This window comes from Roseateles sp. T103 (assembly GCF_057219915.1).
Genome location: NZ_JBXVVS010000001.1, coordinates 149,364 through 166,042, shown reverse-complemented (window position 1 = coordinate 166,042; position 16,679 = coordinate 149,364). Strand labels below are relative to the sequence as shown.

General features: G+C 67.5%; 14 protein-coding genes. 6 read left to right on the top strand and 8 right to left on the bottom strand.

Translation table 11 applies throughout. The features are described from left to right. Positions 1–58 precede the first annotated feature (58 nt). The 8 genes from AC2EBS_RS00750 to AC2EBS_RS00715 all read right to left on the bottom strand — a co-directional run bounded on the left by AC2EBS_RS00750 (position 59) and on the right by AC2EBS_RS00715 (position 8,177). On the bottom strand, positions 59–865 hold the full coding sequence (locus tag AC2EBS_RS00750) for an endonuclease/exonuclease/phosphatase family protein (protein WP_484727533.1): 807 nt from the start codon (positions 863–865) through the stop codon (positions 59–61). A gap of 14 nt (positions 866–879) precedes the next feature. After that, positions 880–1,401: a dihydroneopterin triphosphate diphosphatase gene (gene nudB / locus AC2EBS_RS00745; protein ID WP_484726477.1), complete on the bottom strand. Its 522-nt coding sequence runs from the start codon at positions 1,399–1,401 to the stop codon at positions 880–882. A gap of 123 nt (positions 1,402–1,524) precedes the next feature. Continuing rightward, positions 1,525–3,321, bottom strand: a complete 1,797-nt coding sequence (gene aspS, locus AC2EBS_RS00740; protein ID WP_484726476.1) for an aspartate--tRNA ligase — start codon at positions 3,319–3,321, stop codon at positions 1,525–1,527. Positions 3,322–3,443: 122 nt separating this feature from the next. Further along, positions 3,444–4,091, bottom strand: a complete 648-nt coding sequence (locus AC2EBS_RS00735) for a DUF502 domain-containing protein (RefSeq protein ID WP_484726475.1) — start codon at positions 4,089–4,091, stop codon at positions 3,444–3,446. A gap of 33 nt (positions 4,092–4,124) precedes the next feature. Beyond that, complete coding sequence (locus AC2EBS_RS00730; protein ID WP_484726474.1) at positions 4,125–4,436, bottom strand: FmdB family zinc ribbon protein; 312 nt, start codon at positions 4,434–4,436, stop codon at positions 4,125–4,127. Positions 4,437–4,485: 49 nt separating this feature from the next. Beyond that, positions 4,486–5,961 carry a high affinity choline transporter 1 gene (locus AC2EBS_RS00725; protein ID WP_484726473.1) on the bottom strand — a complete coding sequence of 492 codons (1,476 nt, stop codon included), beginning with the start codon at positions 5,959–5,961 and terminating at the stop codon, positions 4,486–4,488. 123 nt (positions 5,962–6,084) lie between these two features. Next, positions 6,085–7,647 carry a ubiquinone biosynthesis regulatory protein kinase UbiB gene (gene ubiB / locus AC2EBS_RS00720; protein WP_484726472.1) on the bottom strand — a complete coding sequence of 521 codons (1,563 nt, stop codon included), beginning with the start codon at positions 7,645–7,647 and terminating at the stop codon, positions 6,085–6,087. Next, the gene (locus tag AC2EBS_RS00715) at positions 7,644–8,177 is read right to left on the bottom strand and encodes a hypothetical protein (protein ID WP_484726471.1); all 534 of its coding nucleotides are present in this window, start codon (positions 8,175–8,177) and stop codon (positions 7,644–7,646) included. Before AC2EBS_RS00715 ends, ubiB begins: the two co-directional genes overlap by 4 nt. Positions 8,178–8,346: 169 nt before the next feature. Here AC2EBS_RS00715 and AC2EBS_RS00710 point away from each other — a divergent pair, with 169 nt between their 5' ends. The 6 genes from AC2EBS_RS00710 to rfbD all read left to right on the top strand — a co-directional run bounded on the left by AC2EBS_RS00710 (position 8,347) and on the right by rfbD (position 16,668). Beyond that, positions 8,347–9,741: an undecaprenyl-phosphate glucose phosphotransferase gene (locus tag AC2EBS_RS00710; protein ID WP_484726470.1), complete on the top strand. Its 1,395-nt coding sequence runs from the start codon at positions 8,347–8,349 to the stop codon at positions 9,739–9,741. Positions 9,742–9,781: 40 nt separating this feature from the next. Further along, positions 9,782–10,990 carry a hypothetical protein gene (locus AC2EBS_RS00705; protein WP_484726469.1) on the top strand — a complete coding sequence of 403 codons (1,209 nt, stop codon included), beginning with the start codon at positions 9,782–9,784 and terminating at the stop codon, positions 10,988–10,990. Beyond that, the gene (galE, locus tag AC2EBS_RS00700) at positions 10,987–12,018 is read left to right on the top strand and encodes a UDP-glucose 4-epimerase GalE (RefSeq protein WP_484726468.1); all 1,032 of its coding nucleotides are present in this window, start codon (positions 10,987–10,989) and stop codon (positions 12,016–12,018) included. The genes AC2EBS_RS00705 and galE overlap by 4 nt, the downstream gene beginning before the upstream one ends. Before the next feature lie 16 nt (positions 12,019–12,034). Then, positions 12,035–13,498, top strand: coding sequence for a mannose-1-phosphate guanylyltransferase/mannose-6-phosphate isomerase (locus AC2EBS_RS00695; RefSeq protein ID WP_484726467.1), 1,464 nt, complete (start codon positions 12,035–12,037; stop codon positions 13,496–13,498). Positions 13,499–14,704: 1,206 nt separating this feature from the next. Further along, positions 14,705–15,772, top strand: coding sequence for a dTDP-glucose 4,6-dehydratase (gene rfbB, locus AC2EBS_RS00690; protein ID WP_484726466.1), 1,068 nt, complete (start codon positions 14,705–14,707; stop codon positions 15,770–15,772). 8 nt (positions 15,773–15,780) lie between these two features. Next, the gene (rfbD, locus tag AC2EBS_RS00685) at positions 15,781–16,668 is read left to right on the top strand and encodes a dTDP-4-dehydrorhamnose reductase (protein WP_484726465.1); all 888 of its coding nucleotides are present in this window, start codon (positions 15,781–15,783) and stop codon (positions 16,666–16,668) included. Positions 16,669–16,679: the final 11 nt, after the last annotated feature.

The following is a 16,679-nucleotide window of genomic DNA, read 5'->3' as shown; positions in this document are numbered from 1 at the left end:
CGCGCTGCGCGCTGCCCCGCCGAGCGGGGGCGAGCGCCTACGGGCGGCCGGGCGGCGCTCACTCTAGTTCGAGCTCGGCCACGAGCGGCAGGTGGTCGGACATGCGCGCCCAGGCCGGGCCGCGCGGCACCTCGGTCTTCACGCAGCGCAGGCCGCGCGTGTAGATGCGGTCCAGCGAGAAGAAGGGCACGCGCGACGGGAAGGTCGCCACGCGCCGGGCGCCCGGCACCTCGGCGCGCGCCAGGCCGTGCTCGCGCATCGGCGCATCGAGCCGCTCGCCCCAGTCGTTGAAGTCGCCGGCGATCACCAGCAGTTCGTCCCTGGGCACATGGGCCTCGATGTACTCGGCCAGGCGCTGCACCTGGCGCACACGGCTGCCATGGATCAGGCCCAGGTGCGCGACGATGGCATGCACGGTCAGCTCATGCCAGCGCACCGGCACATGCAGCAGGCCGCGCTGCTCGAAGCGGTGGTCGGAGACGTCGTGGTGGCCGATCAGGTCGTCGAACATGGGCCAGCGCGAGAGCAGCGCATTGCCGTGCTCGCCGTACTTGGTATAGGCGTTGGTGCGGTAGGCCACCTCATAGCCCTCGGGCGCGAGGAACTCGGCCTGCCCCTGGTCGGGCCAGCCGAACCAGGTGCGCTCGAAATGCTTGGCCTCGCGGTGGTGGAACTGCCGCACCTCCTGCAGAAACACCAGGTCGGCGTCCAGCGCCTCCACGCCCAGGCCAAGGTTGTGGATCTCCAGGCGCTTGCGCGGACCGATGCCGCGCACCCCCTTGTGGATGTTGTAGGTGGCCACGCGCAGATAGGGGCTGAGGATGCTGGTCTGCGCGCCGAAGCCCGAATGCGTGCCGTGACGCACGGCTGTCTTCACTCTCACGGGCGGCCCTCCCCGGTCGCAGCCGGCACGAAGCTCGGCAGCTGCAGCACCGCTTCGGCATTGGACGGCGAGAAGCACAGGTCGGCAGCCTCTCGCCAGGGCAGCCAGCGGTACTGCAAGTGCTCGCGCGGCGAGAGCAGCACCGCCGTGCCCTCCGGCACGGTGAGGCCGAAGACATGCTCGGTATTGCGCGTCACACCCGGTGCGTAGCGGTGGCGCCAGACCGGGTAGATGTCGTAGACATTGGCCAGGCCCCAGTCGCGCAGCGCCTCGCGCGGCACGTCGGTGCTGCCGATGCTGATGCCGGTTTCCTCGAAGACCTCGCGCACCGCAGTCTGCTCGAGCGGTTCGTCGAGCGCGTCCTTGGAACCGGTCACGCACTGCCAGTAGCCCGGCCGGTCTGCGCGTTCGAGCATCAAGACCTGCAAGGCGGGCGTGTGGATGACCACCAGCACCGACTCCGGGATCTTGTAGTGGGGCTGCGCAGCTGCAGCGTCTTGGGCGAGCGCTTCTTGCATGGCCTCAAGCATAGCGAAGCCACTGCGGCCCTGGCCGCCGCCGGGTTGAGCGCCTGCAAGCGGAAATGCAAAGAGGGCGCCGCGGCGCCCTCTTCCACTGTCACGAGACAAGCGCTCAGCGCATCAAGCTGCCGGCGTCGCCACCGGGTTGCGCAGGCGGATGTGCAGCTCGCGCAGCTGCTTCTCGTCCACGTTCGACGGTGCGCCGGTCAGCAGGCACTGCGCGCGCTGGGTCTTGGGGAAGGCGATCACGTCGCGGATCGACTCGGCCTTGGTCATCAGCGTGACCAGGCGGTCCAGGCCGAAGGCCAGGCCGCCGTGCGGCGGCGCGCCGTACTGCAGCGCGTCGAGCAGGAAGCCGAACTTGATGCGCTGCTCTTCCGGCGTGATGTTCAGCGCCTCGAAGACCTTGGCCTGTACGTCGGCACGGTGGATACGCACCGAGCCGCCGCCCAGCTCCCAGCCGTTGAGCACCATGTCGTAGGCCTTGGCCACGCACTTGCCCGGGTCGCTGCTCATCAGGTCCTCGTGACCGTCCTTGGGTGCCGTGAACGGGTGGTGCACGGCGGCCCAGCGGTGGTTCTCCTCGTCTTCCTCGAACATCGGGAAGTCGACCACCCACAGCGGCGCCCAGCGGTCCTCGAACAGGCCGTTGGCCTTGGCGAACTCGCTGTGGCCGATCTTCAGGCGCAGCGCGCCGATCGAATCGTTGACGACCTTGGCCTTGTCGGCACCGAAGAACAGCAGGTCGCCGTCGGCTGCGCCGGTGCGCTTGAGGATCTCGGCGATGGCCGCATCGTGCAGGTTCTTCACGATCGGCGACTGCAGGCCCTCGCGGCCCTTGGCCACCTCGTTGACCTTGATCCAGGCCAGGCCCTTGGCACCGTAGATCTTGACGAACTCGGTGTAGGCGTCGATCTCGCCGCGGCTCATCGCCGCACCGCCCGGCACGCGCAGCGCGACCACGCGGCCGCCCTTGGTCGTGGCCGGCGTCGAGAAGACCTTGAAGTCCACATCGGCCATCACGTCGGTCAGCTCGGTGAACTGCAGCTTGACGCGCAGGTCGGGCTTGTCCGAGCCGTACAGGTGCATGGCATCCGCATATTTCATCACCGGGTAGTCGCCCAGCTCGACGTTCATCGCCTTGCGGAACACATGGCGGATCATGCCTTCGAACATCGCGCGGATCTCTTCCTCGGTCAGGAAGGAGGTCTCGATATCGATCTGCGTGAACTCGGGCTGGCGGTCGGCGCGCAGGTCCTCGTCGCGGAAGCACTTGGTGATCTGGTAGTAGCGGTCGAAGCCGGCCACCATCAGCAGCTGCTTGAACAGCTGGGGCGACTGCGGCAGCGCGAAGAACATGCCGTCGTGCACGCGGCTGGGCACCAGGTAGTCGCGCGCGCCTTCGGGCGTGCTCTTGGTCAGCATCGGCGTCTCGATGTCGACGAAGCCATGCTCGTCCAGGTACTTGCGGCACTCCATCGCCACGCGGTAGCGCAGCATCAGGTTGTTCTGCATGTAGGGACGGCGCAGGTCCAGCACGCGGTGCGTGAGGCGCGTGGTCTCCGACAGGTTCTCGTCGTCGAGCTGGAACGGCGGCGTGACGCTGGGGTTCAGCACCTCGAGCTCATAGGCCAGCACCTCCACCTTGCCGCTGACCAGGTTGGCGTTCTCGGTGCCGCTGGGGCGCGCACGCACCTTGCCGACGACCTTCAGGCAGAACTCGTTGCGCACGTCCTCGGCCACCTTGAACATCTCGGGGCGGTCGGGGTCGCAGACGATCTGCACCAGGCCTTCGCGGTCGCGCAGGTCGATGAAGATCACACCGCCGTGGTCGCGGCGGCGATGGGCCCAGCCCATCAGGGTCACGGTCTGGTCGAGCAGCTTTTCGCTGACTTGGCCGGCATAGCAGGTACGCATCTTCTTTTCTCCGGAATTCGGTGGGGCCGCCTGCTCCTTCGTGGTGGCGGCCGGAATCAGGTCTTGTGGGGGCTGTTGCGGGGCCGTGTCAGGCCCTCAGGGCTGAGCGCATGCCGTTGCGCTCAACCCGGCAGATTTCGTCCATTCGCGTTGGCCGGCTCGGGTGGCGCGACCACGCCCATCGAGATGATGTGCTTGAGCGCTGCGTCCACGCTCATGTTCAGCGGACGGATGCTGGAGCGAGGCATCATCAGGAAGAAGCCCGAGGTCGGGTTGGGGGTCGTCGGCACATAGACGCTGACATGCTCTTCGCCGAAATGCCGCGCCGCGTCGTTGCTGGGCTTGCCGGTCACGAAGGCGATCGTCCACGAGCCCGCATGCGGATAAGGCACTAGCACCGCCTCGCGAAAGGCATTGCCGCTGCTGGAGAACAGCGTGTCAGAGACTTGCTTGACCGAGTTGTAGATGCTCTTGACGATGGGCGTGTTCGAAAGCAGACGGTTCCACTGCGCCAGCCACCACTGGCCGGCCACATTGGTGACCGCCACACCGGTCACCAGCATGGCCAGCGTCATCAGCACCAGGCCCAGGCCCGGCACATGACGCAGGCTGTCGATGCTCGGATGCAGAGAGACCGGCAGCACCGTCTCCAGCCCGATCAGCAGGCCGGCAAACACGCCGTTGACGACGCCCAGCGCCCAGAGGAGCACCCAGACGGTGATGGCCAGCGGCAGCCAGACCAGCAGTCCGGTGATGAGGTACTTTCTCACATGCTCCTCTTGAGATGGACGCGGTCGAACGCGTCAGTGGCAGGCGCAAGAACCGCCACAGGCGGCCGGCGCCGCGGCGCTGGCGGCGCTGTCGCCGGACGCGCCGCCGCTGCTCTCGGCAGCGGCAGTGCTGCCGGCAGCAGCAGCGGAGGCGGCGCCGGCGCCGCCCTTGAAGTCGGTGGCATACCAGCCCGAGCCCTTGAGCTGGAAGCCGGCGGCGGTGACCTGCTTGCCGAAGGTCTCGGCACCGCAGGCCGGGCAGGTGGTCAAAGGGGCATCGGAAAGCTTCTGCAGCACGTCCTTGGCGTGACCGCAGGAACTGCAGCGGTAGGCGTAGATCGGCATGGCTTGTCTAACCCGTTGATTAAAAAGGTGAAATTATAGACCGCCGGCCTCAGCTGCTCGCCTCGTCGGGCAGCCCCTCGACATGGCGCTTGTGCACATGGCGGTTCTTCAGCCACTGCGGCGCCAGCGAACCGACGAACATGCCGGCGAATGCAGCCAGCAGGCCGGCCAGTTGGCCAGGGAACACCTCGCCCCAGGTCGTCACCTGCGGGAAGAACAGCACCCAGGTGAAGACGCCGCCGAAGATCGAGAAGATCGCACCCTGGGTGGTGGCCTTCTTCCAGTACAGGCCCAGCACCAGCGGCACGAAGGCGCCGACCAGAGTCACCTGATAGGCGGCACTGACCAGCTCGTAGATCGGCGTGCCCTGCATCGCGATCGCGTAGATCAGCACGCAGGCCGAGAAGACGACGATGGTGACGCGCATGGCCTGCAGTTGCTGCTTGTCGCTCATGCCCGGACGGATCTGCTTGAGGATGTTCTCCACGAAGCTGGTCGACGGCGCCAGCAGCGTGGCCGAGCTGGTGCTCTTGATGGCCGAGAGCAGCGCGCCGAAGAAGAGGATCTGCATCACCAGCGGCATGTGGCCCATGATGAAGGCCGGCAGCACGCGCTGGTAGTCGTTCTGCGCCAGCTCCATCGCCGAGTTGCCCATCACCACCACGGCCGCCAGCACGATGAACATGGGCACGAAGGCGAACAGGATGTAGCTGGCCCCGCCGATCACCGCGCCGCGCTGGGCCGTCTTGGCGTCCTTGGCCGACATCACGCGCTGGAACACGTCCTGCTGCGGGATCGAGCCGAGCATCATCGTGATCGCGGCGGCGAAGAAGAAGACGATGTCGTGGAAGCTGGGCGCCGGCAGGAAGTTCCACAGCTCCTTCTGGGCAGCCAGATCCAGCACCACGCCGGCGCCGCCGGCCAGGTCGGCGGCGAAGAAGGCGATGGCCAGCAGGCCGATGACCAGCACCACCATCTGGATGAAGTCGGTCCAGGCCACCGCCATGAAACCGCCGATCACCACATAGATCAGCACCGCCAGCGTGCCGATGATCATGCCCGCCGCCGGGCTCATCGCGCCGTTGGTGATCACGCTGAACACCAGGCCCAACGCGGTGATCTGCGCCGCCACCCAGCCCAGGTAGCTGAGGATGATGGCCAGCGAGCAGAAGATTTCCACGCCGCGGCCGTAGCGCTCGCGGTAAAAGTCGCCGATGGTCAGCAGATTGCGCTGGTACAGCTTGGCAGCGAAGAACAGGCCGACCAGGATCAGGCACATGCCGGCGCCGAACGGGTCCTCGACGATGGCGTTCAGGCCGCCCTGCACGAACTTGGCCGGGATGCCCATCACCGTTTCGGCACCGAACCAGGTGGCGAAGGTGGTGGTCACCACCATGATCAGCGGCAGGCTACGGCCAGCGATGGCGAAGTCGGCGGTGTTCTTGATCCGGCTGCCGGCCCAGACCCCCAGGGCCAGGGTTCCCAACAGGTACAGCACGACGAAGACGATCAGGGTGACGTTCATGACCGGGGCCTGGCTCGCAGGCGATGCAAGAGTTGGAGGGGATCCGCCGGGACGGATTTCGGGCGCGCCGGATTATCCCCAAATGCGCGCGCCGCGACGCGCGAGCCGGCAAAAACGCCCGGATCAGAACAGCGGGGCGGAACGCACCAGGATCTGCGCCACCAGCAGACCCAGGATGAAGCCCATGGCGCCATAGAGCAGCGTCTGCAGCAGCCGGTTGGTGCGGCGCTGCTCGTGCAGCAGCGCGCGCAGCGCCCGCGTCTCGCCGGCTTCGGCCTGGCGCTTGAGCGCATCGTGCAGCAGGCGCGGCAGCTCGGGCATGTACTGCGCGAAGCGTGGCGCCTCCTTCTTCATCTGGCGCATGAAAGCCGGCCAGCCGACCTGCTCGGCCATCCAGCGCTCCAGGAAGGGCTTGGCCGTGGCCCAGAGGTCCAGCTCGGGGTCGAGCTGACGGCCCAGGCCTTCGATATTCAGCAGCGTCTTCTGCAGCAGCACCAGCTGCGGCTGAATCTCAACATTGAAGCGGCGCGAGGTCTGGAACAGGCGCATCAGCACCTGGCCCAGCGAGATGTCCTTCAGCGGCCGATCGAAATGCGGCTCGCAGACGGCACGCACCGCGCTCTCCAGCTCGTCCACCCGCGTGTTGGCAGGCACCCAGCCGGAAGCGATGTGCAGCTCGGCCACGCGCTTGTAGTCGCGCTGGAAGAAGGCGATGAAGTTCTGCGCCAGGTAGTCCTTGTCCACCTCGGTGAGCGTGCCGATGATGCCGAAGTCCAGCGCGATGTAGCGGCCGAAGCTCGCCGGGTCCAGGCTCACCTGGATATTGCCCGGGTGCATGTCGGCGTGGAAGAAGCCGTCACGGAAGACCTGGGTGAAGAACACCGTCACGCCGTCGCGGGCCAGCTTCTTGAAGTCAACGCCGGCCTCGCGCAGGCGCTCGGTCTGGCTGATGGGCACGCCGTGCATGCGCTCCATCACGATGACCTCGGGCGTGCACAGGTCCCAGAACATCTCCGGCACCTGCACCAGGCCCAGCCCGTCCATATTGCGGCGCAGCTGGGCGGCATTGGCCGCCTCGCGCACCAGGTCCAGTTCGTCGTGCAGGTACTTGTCGAACTCGGCCACCACCTCGCGCGGCTTCAGGCGCCGCCCGTCGGCCGAAAGCCGGTCCACCCAGCCGGCCAGCGTGCGCAGCAGCGCCAGGTCGTCCTCGATGATGTCCAGCATGCCCGGGCGCAGCACCTTCACCGCCACTTCGCGACCGCTGCCCTTGAGCGTGGCGAAGTGCACCTGCGCGATCGAGGCGCTGGCCACCGGCTCGGCATCGAAGGTCTCGAACAGCTCCGTGACGGACTTGCCGAAGGCGCGCTCGACCAGCGCGCGCGATTGCGCCGCAGGAAACGGCGGCACGCGGTCCTGCAGCTTGGCCAGCTCGTCGATCATGTCTGGCGGCACCAGGTCGCGCCGCGTCGACAGCACCTGACCGAACTTGACGAAGATCGGCCCCAGCCGCTCCAGCGCGAGGCGCAGGCGCACGCCGCGCGGCTGGTCCCAGCTGCGTCCGACGCTGATCAGCCGACGCAGCAGTCGGAAGCGCCGCTGCCGCAGCCCGGACAGCGCCAACTCGTCCAGGCCGAAGCGAAAGACCGTCCAGACGATGACCAGCAGTCGCGCGAAGTACCTCATGCGCCGCCTGCACGCCCGCCCGGACGCAGCGCCGCCGCGCCCTGCGCCAGCTTGGCCAGCTGGGCGATGCCGTCTGCCGCGGCCCGGCCCCAGCGCGCCAGCTGATGCGCGATGCCCGGCCCCACCAGCGCGGCGAGGTCGTCCTCGATGTCCCAGCGCAGGTTCTCGATCAGCCAGTTGAAGGCGCCAGCCAGCGCCGCGTCGCCGGCCACGCTGACCTGCGGACGCAGACCGCTGAGCGTGGACAGCGCCATCAGCGCCGGGTTGGAGGCGTCGATCTCGATGGCCAGCGCGTCCGGGCCGGCCTCGTCCAGCCGTTCGAACAAGCCGGCCGGCGTGATCGCCAGCACCAGATCCGGCGCCGGCGGCAGCAGCTTGGGCCAGCCGGCCAGATGCACGCGAACATGGCGCCCGGCGAAGGGCCTGAGCCTTTCGGTGGCCACGCTCTCGCGCGAGACCACATGGTTGAGCAGCAGGCAGATGCGATCCAGCACTGCGGGCGCCATCAGTTTCGACCAGTCTTGCAACATGGCGGCGATTGTAGGCAGGGCCCCAGGCGGCCGCCCTCGACCCAGGGGGCAGTGGCCCGGCGGTGCAGGGTTTTTACGGGAGAATCCGCGCCACCCGCCGCTGCGGTCTGCGCCCACCCCGGGCGCGAACGAGGGGCGCACGCCAGGGCCTGGAGCCGGTTGACGATCGATGTTCGAAGACAGGAACTACAAGAGAGCCTTCTACAGCGCGCCGCAGTCGGTCGAGTCTCTCGTCGCCGCACTGCTGGAGCCCGGCCTGATCGTCGGGGTCTATCTGGCGGTCAACGCCTGGTTCGGCGAGCCGGTGCTGCGCTCCACTCTGACCCTGTGCCTGCTGGTGTTCGCGCTGACCTTCCCGGGCCGCAACCGCTTTGCCGATCATCCGGCCAGCGCCGTCATCGACGTGCTGGGCTCCTGGATCGTGCTGCTGCTCATCCTCGCGCTGTGCGGCTATGCGACGAGCAGCTTCGGCTACTTCGACCGCGAGGTGCTGCTGTGGTGGGTGGGCATCACGCCGCTGGCGCAGATCGCCGCGGTCGAGATCGGCCGGCGCGTGCGCCGCTGGCACAACGCCAGGCCCGAGTCGCGCCGCCCCGCGGTGATCGTCGGCGCCGGCGCCCTGGGCGCCAAGGTGGCACGCGCGCTGGACGACAGCGCCGACAGCGGGGCCGAGCTGCTGGGCTTCTTCGACGACCGCAGCGACGAGCGCGTGCACGCCGAGACCGCCGGCCGCATGCTCGGCACGCTGGCCGAGGTCAGCGACTATGTGCGCCAGCACGGCGTGCGCGAGGTCTACATCACGCTGCCGCTGGGCACGCAACCGCGCATCCTGGCGCTGCAGGAGAAGCTGCAAGGCACCACCGCCTCGCTGTACTTCGTGCCCGACGTGTTCGGCATCTCCATCATCCAGGGCCGGCTGCGCGACCTCAACGGCGTGCCAGTGGTGGGCATCTGCGAGACGCCCTTCACCGGCACCAACGAGCTGGTCAAGCGGCTCAGCGACCTGCTGCTCGCCAGCCTGATCCTGCTGCTGGTCTCGCCGCTGCTGCTGGCCATCGCGATCGGCGTGAAGCTCAGTTCGCCGGGGCCCGTCATCTTCAAGCAGCGCCGCAACGGCCTGGATGGCGAGGAGATCATCGTCTACAAGTTCCGCTCGATGCGCGCACAGGAGGATGGCGCCGTGGTGCCGCAGGCCACCCGCGAAGATCCGCGCACCACGCGCTTCGGCGCCTTCATCCGCCGCACCTCGCTGGACGAGCTGCCGCAGTTCATCAACGTGCTGCAGGGGCGCATGAGCATCGTCGGGCCGCGCCCGCATGCCGTCGCGCACAACGAGCAGTACCGCCAGCTGATCAAGGCCTATATGGTGCGCCACAAGGTCAAGCCCGGCATCACCGGCTGGGCCCAGGTCAACGGCCTGCGCGGCGAGACCGATACGCTGGAGAAGATGAAAGCCCGCGTCGAATACGATCTCGAATACCTGCGCAACTGGTCGCTCGGCCTGGATCTGCAGATCATCGCGCGCACCGTCAAGCTGATGTTCTTCGACCGCAATGCCTACTGATCTGCCTACCGATCGTCGCTGCGCGCAGCGTGCCCACTCCATGCGAACCGCCCTGCCCATGCTCGCGGCGCTGCTCGCCGCTGCGCTGACCCCCGGCCTGGCCCGAGCCCAGCAGGACGGCAGCAGCCCCTGGTACCTGGGCGCCTCGGCCGCGCTGACCCATGTGTCCAACATCTATCGGCTGCCAGGCACGGCGCAGCCGACCGATCTGCCCAATAGCGACGATGTCGTCACCCTGTCGCTGCTGGCCGGCCTGGACAAGCCGCTGGGACGCCAGCGCCTGTTCGGCGACATGGCGGTGCGACAGAACCGCTACCGTCGCGACAGCCGGCTGGACAACATCGGCTACGCCATGGCCGGCGGCCTGGACTGGGCCCTGCTCGACAAATGGAGCGGCAGCCTGACGCTGCGCTCCAGCCGCAACCTGGCGCAGTACAACCCCAGCACCGAGGTCGCGCAGATCACCGAGAAGAACATCGAGCAGAGCGACCAGGCCCAGTTCCTCGCCCGCTACGGCCTGGCCGGCGCGCTGTCGCTGGACGGCGGCGCCGGCTACCAGCGCCGCGACTACAGCGCCGAGGCCTACCGGCTGCTGAACTTCGACCAGCACAGCCTGTTCGCCGGCCTGGGCTGGCGCGCCAGCGGCGCGCTGCGCCTGAACCTCACCGGCCGCGAGACGCGCGGCAGTGGCTATGCGCGGCTGCTGATCTTCATCGTGCCCTACGACTACCAGCGCCAGGACCTGGAGCTCAGCGCCAACTGGCGGCCCAGCGACGCGAGCACGCTGGACGCGCGTGTCTCGCTCAGCCGCATCGACAACGACAACGCCGACCTGGACGGCTACTCCGGGCTGACCGGCCGGCTGAGCTGGCTGTGGAAGCCCACGGCCAAGCTGCAGCTCACCACCTCGCTGGCGCGCGACACGGTGCAGGAGAACTATCTCTACAGCGGCCTGAGCGGCAGCAGCGAGGCCAACCGCGTCACCGACACGCTGCAGCTGAACGGCAGCTACACGCTGAGCAGCAAACTCTTCATCGACGCCAGCGCGCGGGCCGCCCGCCTGGGCCGCAGCGGCCTGACGCTGGGCGACGACCGCGAGCAGAGCTATTCGCTGGGCCTGCGCTGGTTGCCCACACGCAACAGCCAGATCGGTTGCCAGGCCACTCGTGACAAGCGCACGAGCGACATCAGTCTGCTCAACTACAGTGCCAGCAGCTACGGCTGCTATGCCCAGATCCTGCTGAAATGAGCCCCACTCGACCCAAGATCCTGCTGACCGGCGCCACCGGCTACATCGCCTCGCACACCTGGCTGGCGCTGCAGGCCGCCGGCTATGCGGTGCTGGGCGTCGACGATTTCTCCAACAGCTCGCCCGAGGTGCTGAACCGGCTGGCCAAGCTCAGCGGCCAGGCGCCCGAGTTCGAGCGCGCCAACGTCTGCGACGCCGCCGCGATGGACGCGGTATTCCAGCGCCACGGGCCCATCGCCGCGGTGGTGCACTTCGCCGCGTTCAAGGCGGTGGGCGAGTCGACGACGATGCCGCTGGCCTACTACCGCAACAATATCGGCGGCCTGATCAACGTCTGCGAAACGATGCGCCGCCACGGCTGCAGCCGCATCGTCTTCAGCTCCAGCGCCACCGTCTACGGTGCGCCCGAATCGCTGCCGCTGCGCGAGGACGCGCCGGTCTCGGCCACCAATCCCTACGGTCAGACCAAGCTGATGGGCGAGACCATCCTGCGCGACCTCGGCGCCGCCGACCCCGAATGGCAGACCGCCTGCCTGCGCTACTTCAACCCGGTGGGTGCGCACGAAAGCGGCCTGATCGGCGAAGACCCGCGCGGCATTCCCAACAACCTGATGCCCTACGTCGCCCAGGTCGCGGTGGGCCGCCGTGCCGAGCTCGCGGTGTTCGGCGACGACTACGACACCGTGGACGGCACCGGCGTGCGCGACTACATCCATGTCAGCGACCTGGCCGAAGGCCATGTGGCGGCACTGCGCTTCCTGCTGAACGGCCGCGAAGGCATCACCGTGAACCTCGGCACCGGCCGCGGCTACAGCGTGCTGGAGGTGGTGCGCGCCTACGAGGCCGCCAGCGGCCGCACTGTGCCCTACCGCATCGCGCCGCGCCGCCCCGGCGACGTGGCCGCCTGCTATGCCGACCCGGCGCTGGCGCAGCGCGTGCTCGGCTGGCAGGCCCAGCACGACCTGCGCCGCATGTGCGAAGACAGCTGGCGCTGGCAGCAGATGAACCCCAACGGTTTCCAGGCTTGAACAGGGAGCAAAAAATATGACGAACGCATCCAGCGAAGCGATCCAGGTGCAAGGCGTGATCATGGCCGGCGGCAGCGGCACGCGGCTGTGGCCGCTGTCGCGCGCCGGCTATCCCAAGCAGTTCCTCGTGTTGGAAGGCAATAGCAGCCTGTTCCAGCAGGCCGCGCAGCGCATCGCCGCCATCGCCGGCCCGCAGGCGCAAGACCTGACCCTGGCCCCGGCGCTGATCGTCGGCAACGAGGAGCACCGCTTCATGGTGCTGGACCAGTTGCGCGAGATGAAGCTCGACCCCGGCGCCGTGCTGCTGGAGCCGATGGGCCGCAACACCGCGCCGGCGCTGACGCTGGCCGCGCTGCAAGCCATCGAGAACGGTGCCGATCCGGTGCTGGTGGTCACGCCGGCCGACCAGACCGTCACCAGTCCCGAAGCCTTCACCACGGCGCTGCGCCGCGCGGTGCGCGAGGCGGCCAACGGCGCCATCGTCATCCTCGGCATCACACCGGACCGCCCCGAGACCGGCTATGGCTATATCCGCGCCGAGAAGTCCGGCGCCGCGCTGAAGGTGGCGCAATTCGTCGAGAAGCCCGACCTGGCCACCGCCGAGCGCTATCTGGCCGAAGGCGGCTACTTCTGGAACAGCGGCATGTTCGTGCTGCGCGCCAGCGCCTGGATCGCCGCGCTGCAGAAGTTCCGCCCCGATATCCTCGACGCCACGCGTACGGCGTTTGCCGCACGCGCGGTGGACGCGAAGTTCGTCCGCCCGGGCAAGGCCGAGTTCGCCGCCGTGCCCAGCGAGTCGGTGGACTACGCGGTGATGGAGCGCTGCCCCGGCAGCGAGTTCCCGCTGCTGATGGTCGAGCTCGACGCCGGCTGGAACGACCTCGGCGCCTGGGAAGCCGTCTGGCAGGTGGGCGCCAAGGACGAGGCCGGCAATGTGCTGCGCGGCGACGCCATCGTGGCCGACAGCCGCAACACGCTGGTGCAGGCCACCAGCCGCCTGGTCGGCGCCGTCGGGCTGGACAACGTGGTCATCGTCGAGACACCCGATGCCGTGCTGGTGGCGGACCGCAGCAAGAGCCAGGACGTGAAGAAGATCGTGCAGCAGCTCGAGTCGCGCCGGCGTGGCGAGACCACGTTGCACCGCAAGGTGCACCGCCCCTGGGGCTGGTACGACAGCATCGACGCCGGCGAGCGCTTCCAGGTCAAGCGCATCATGGTCAAGCCGGGCGCTTCGCTGAGCCTGCAGATGCACCACCACCGCGCCGAGCACTGGATCGTCGTCTCCGGCACCGCCGAGATCACCAACGGCGACAAGGTGCTGCTGCTCAGCGAGAACCAGAGCACCTACATCCCGCTGGGCCAGACCCACCGCCTGGCCAATCCGGGCAAGCTGCCGCTGGAGATCATCGAGGTGCAGTCGGGCTCCTACCTGGGCGAGGACGATATCGTGAGGTTCGAGGATACGTACGGGCGCAAGTGAGGGCAGGCGTGAGGCGCGGCGACCTGCTTGGTTCAGCGCCTACCCGCGCTGCCTTTCCATGAGGCCGGGACTCGCGGCCTGGGTTGGTACAACTTCCATACGCAGGTCAGGAGCATTCCCTGCAATTGCTACTTGTCTGCGGGCTCGAAGATCACTTGGGTAGCGAGGTTCGTAACCGAATTGGTCGTTATTTCCAAGTCATAGCGAACGCTATTCAACTCAGTGCCTGCCGGGCAAGTTCGATTCAAAGACGGGGTGTCAGCTATCCCCGGCTCTTTGCTGACGCATCGACCTTCGATGTGTTTAGTAAGGATGGCCGTGCTGAGATCCGCTGTATTTGGATCCAGATGGATTTCATTCGGCAACGGACGGCGGCCCGCTGCTACAGAAGCCTTAAGGCCCACCATGCAGGCTTCGTTCACTCCTACAAGTTCAAACTTCCATGCGTTGGTCTGACCGAGGTGATATTGAAGCGTGATGGTTCCTCCAGCCGGACTATTTGGAGAAGGTGAGTAACGCGAGTAAGCGTAGTCCTGCGTTCGTTGACAGCCGGATCCCCCGCCGCAGCTCGTAAGGATCGAAGAAGTCGCAAGGAGAAAGATAAGGCCTCTCATAGGGGTTCTGTTTTCAATGGTTGAGTGGCAAGAACTTTGATGCTTTTATGCCTAACGAAGCTGTCCACCCCCCCCACACAGTCGCAGGCTGAGTGCGTACAGCTGATGTGAGTTGATCTGGGCGAGTTGATTTCATAGCGCGCATTGTGCGCGTCCTCGCGGCACCGTGAGTCCGGCCGAACCCGCATCGACCAAGCCGCAGGCAGCTGAATCCAGCCCAGCCCCGAAATGAGCTCTAGACCGGCTTGATGCGTCCATGGCGCGCCTCGCTGCCTCGCGGGCCGGTGGTGGTGAGCGGCTGCGCAGGCGCCATTCGCGGTGTCCTGGCTCATGGCAAGGGCAGGCTCGTCTTGACGAGGCGAACGCCGATCCGCGCGGTGCTGGCCCGCGAGCGTGAGCCGAAAGCAGCTGCTCGCCACCGCCGGCCCGTCGCGCCGCCCTCCGCATGCGCCCAGTGCGACGCCATCCTTCGCGCGCACAACGCACGAGCCAGCGGCCGATTTAGGGGCTACCAGCCGCCCTGATGCGGCCATAGCTACTCACCGGCCCGCGATACGATGCGCCCCAAACACCCGGACAGAGACTTCCTGCTATGACCATCCTCGTCACCGGCGGCGCCGGCTTCATCGGCAGCAATTTCGTGCTGGACTGGCTCGCCTCAGCCGAGCGCCGGGACGAGCCGGTGGTCAATCTGGACGCCCTCACCTACGCGGGCAATCTGGAGAACCTCAAGAGCCTGCAGGGCGATGCTCGGCATGTCTTCGTCAAGGGCGACATCTGCGACCGCGCGCTGATCGACCGCCTGCTGGCCGAGCACAAGCCGCGCGCGATCGTCCACTTCGCGGCCGAAAGCCATGTGGACCGCTCGATCAGCGGCCCGGGCGCCTTCATGAAGACCAATGTCGAAGGCACCTTCACGCTGCTGGAGGCCGCCCGCGCCTATTGGTCCACGTTGGGTGAAGCGGACAAGTCGGCGTTCCGCTTCCACCATGTCTCCACCGACGAGGTCTACGGTTCGCTGAAGGCCGACGACCCGCCGTTTGCCGAGACCAATCCCTACGAGCCCAACAGCCCCTACTCGGCCAGCAAGGCCGCCAGCGACCACCTCGTGCGCGCCTGGCACCACACCTACGGCCTGCCGGTGGTCACCACCAACTGCTCGAACAACTACGGCCCGTTTCACTTCCCCGAGAAGCTGATCCCGCTGATGATCGTCAACGCGCTGGCCGGCAAGCCCCTGCCCGTCTACGGCGACGGCCAGCAGATCCGCGACTGGCTCTATGTGAAGGACCACGCGTCGGCGATCCGCGCGGTGCTGGCCGGAGGCCGCCTGGGCGAGACCTACAACGTCGGCGGCTGGAACGAGATGGCCAATATCGACATCGTCAAGACGGTGTGCGCGCTGCTCGACGAGCTGCGCCCGTCGGCCGACGGCCCCTATGCGCGCTTGATCACCTATGTGAAGGACCGCCCCGGCCACGACCGCCGCTACGCGATCGACGCGCGCAAGATCGAGCGCGAGCTGGGCTGGCGCCCGGCCGAGACCTTTGCCACCGGCATCCGCAAGACCGTGCAGTGGTACCTGGACAACCCCGAGTGGGTGGCCCATGTGCAGAGCGGCAGCTACCGCGACTGGGTCAGCCAGCAGTACGGTAGCTGATGGTTCAAATGAAGATATTGCTGCTCGGCAAGAACGGCCAGGTCGGCTGGGAACTGCAGCGCGCCTTGGCGCCGCTGGGCCAGCTGGTCGCGCTGGACCGGCGCGATGCCGGCGGCGACCTCGCCGATACCGATGCGCTGATCGCGCGCGTGCGCCAGGAGGCGCCGCAGGTGATCGTCAATGCCGCCGCCTATACCGCCGTGGACAAGGCCGAGAGCGAGCCCGAGCAGGCCCAGGCCATCAACGCCGTCGCGCCCAATCTGCTCGCCCAGGAGGCCGCCGCACGCGGCGCGCTGCTGGTGCATTACAGCAGCGACTATGTCTTCAACGGCAGCGGCGACAAGCCGCGCAGCGAAGGCGCCAGCACCGGCCCCTTGAGCGTCTACGGCGCCAGCAAGCTGGCCGGAGAAGAGGCGATCCGCGCCAGCGGCTGCCGGCACCTGAACCTGCGCACCAGCTGGGTCTATGCGGCACGCGGCGGCAACTTCGCCAAGACCATGCTGCGCCTGGCCGCCGAGCGCGAGCAGCTGAAGGTGATCGCCGACCAGATCGGTGCGCCCACCGGCGCCGAGCTGCTGGCCGACCTCACCGCGCACATGATCCGCACCACGCTGGCGCGGCCCGAGCTGTCCGGCACCTACCACGCAGTGGCCGCCGGCGAGACCAGCTGGCATGCCTATGCGCAGCATGTGATCGAGTACGCCCGCGCACGCGGCACAACGGCGATCAAGGTGGCGCCGGAGCAGATCCTCGCCATCCCGACCAGCGAATACCCGACGCCGGCGCAACGCCCGCTGAATTCGCGCCTGTCCACCGCCAAGCTGCAGGCCGCCTTCGGCCTGGTGCTGCCGCCCTGGCAACAGGGCGTGGAGCGCATGCTTGACGAAATCCTCTGACCAGGAAAGAC

What these genes read in the sequence shown, in the direction of transcription:
- AC2EBS_RS00725 (WP_484726473.1), bottom strand. Translation starts at nt 5,961, where the DNA reads ATGAACGTCACCCTGATCGTCTTCGTCGTGCTGTACCTGTTGGGAACC.
- AC2EBS_RS00695 (WP_484726467.1), top strand. Translation starts at nt 12,035, where the DNA reads ATGACGAACGCATCCAGCGAAGCGATCCAGGTGCAAGGCGTGATCATG.
- aspS (WP_484726476.1), bottom strand. Translation starts at nt 3,321, where the DNA reads ATGCGTACCTGCTATGCCGGCCAAGTCAGCGAAAAGCTGCTCGACCAG.
- ubiB (WP_484726472.1), bottom strand. Translation starts at nt 7,647, where the DNA reads ATGAGGTACTTCGCGCGACTGCTGGTCATCGTCTGGACGGTCTTTCGC.
- nudB (WP_484726477.1), bottom strand. Translation starts at nt 1,401, where the DNA reads ATGCAAGAAGCGCTCGCCCAAGACGCTGCAGCTGCGCAGCCCCACTAC.
- rfbB (WP_484726466.1), top strand. Translation starts at nt 14,705, where the DNA reads ATGACCATCCTCGTCACCGGCGGCGCCGGCTTCATCGGCAGCAATTTC.
- AC2EBS_RS00730 (WP_484726474.1), bottom strand. Translation starts at nt 4,436, where the DNA reads ATGCCGATCTACGCCTACCGCTGCAGTTCCTGCGGTCACGCCAAGGAC.
- rfbD (WP_484726465.1), top strand. Translation starts at nt 15,781, where the DNA reads ATGAAGATATTGCTGCTCGGCAAGAACGGCCAGGTCGGCTGGGAACTG.
- AC2EBS_RS00710 (WP_484726470.1), top strand. Translation starts at nt 8,347, where the DNA reads ATGTTCGAAGACAGGAACTACAAGAGAGCCTTCTACAGCGCGCCGCAG.
- AC2EBS_RS00705 (WP_484726469.1), top strand. Translation starts at nt 9,782, where the DNA reads ATGCGAACCGCCCTGCCCATGCTCGCGGCGCTGCTCGCCGCTGCGCTG.
- AC2EBS_RS00715 (WP_484726471.1), bottom strand. Translation starts at nt 8,177, where the DNA reads ATGTTGCAAGACTGGTCGAAACTGATGGCGCCCGCAGTGCTGGATCGC.
- galE (WP_484726468.1), top strand. Translation starts at nt 10,987, where the DNA reads ATGAGCCCCACTCGACCCAAGATCCTGCTGACCGGCGCCACCGGCTAC.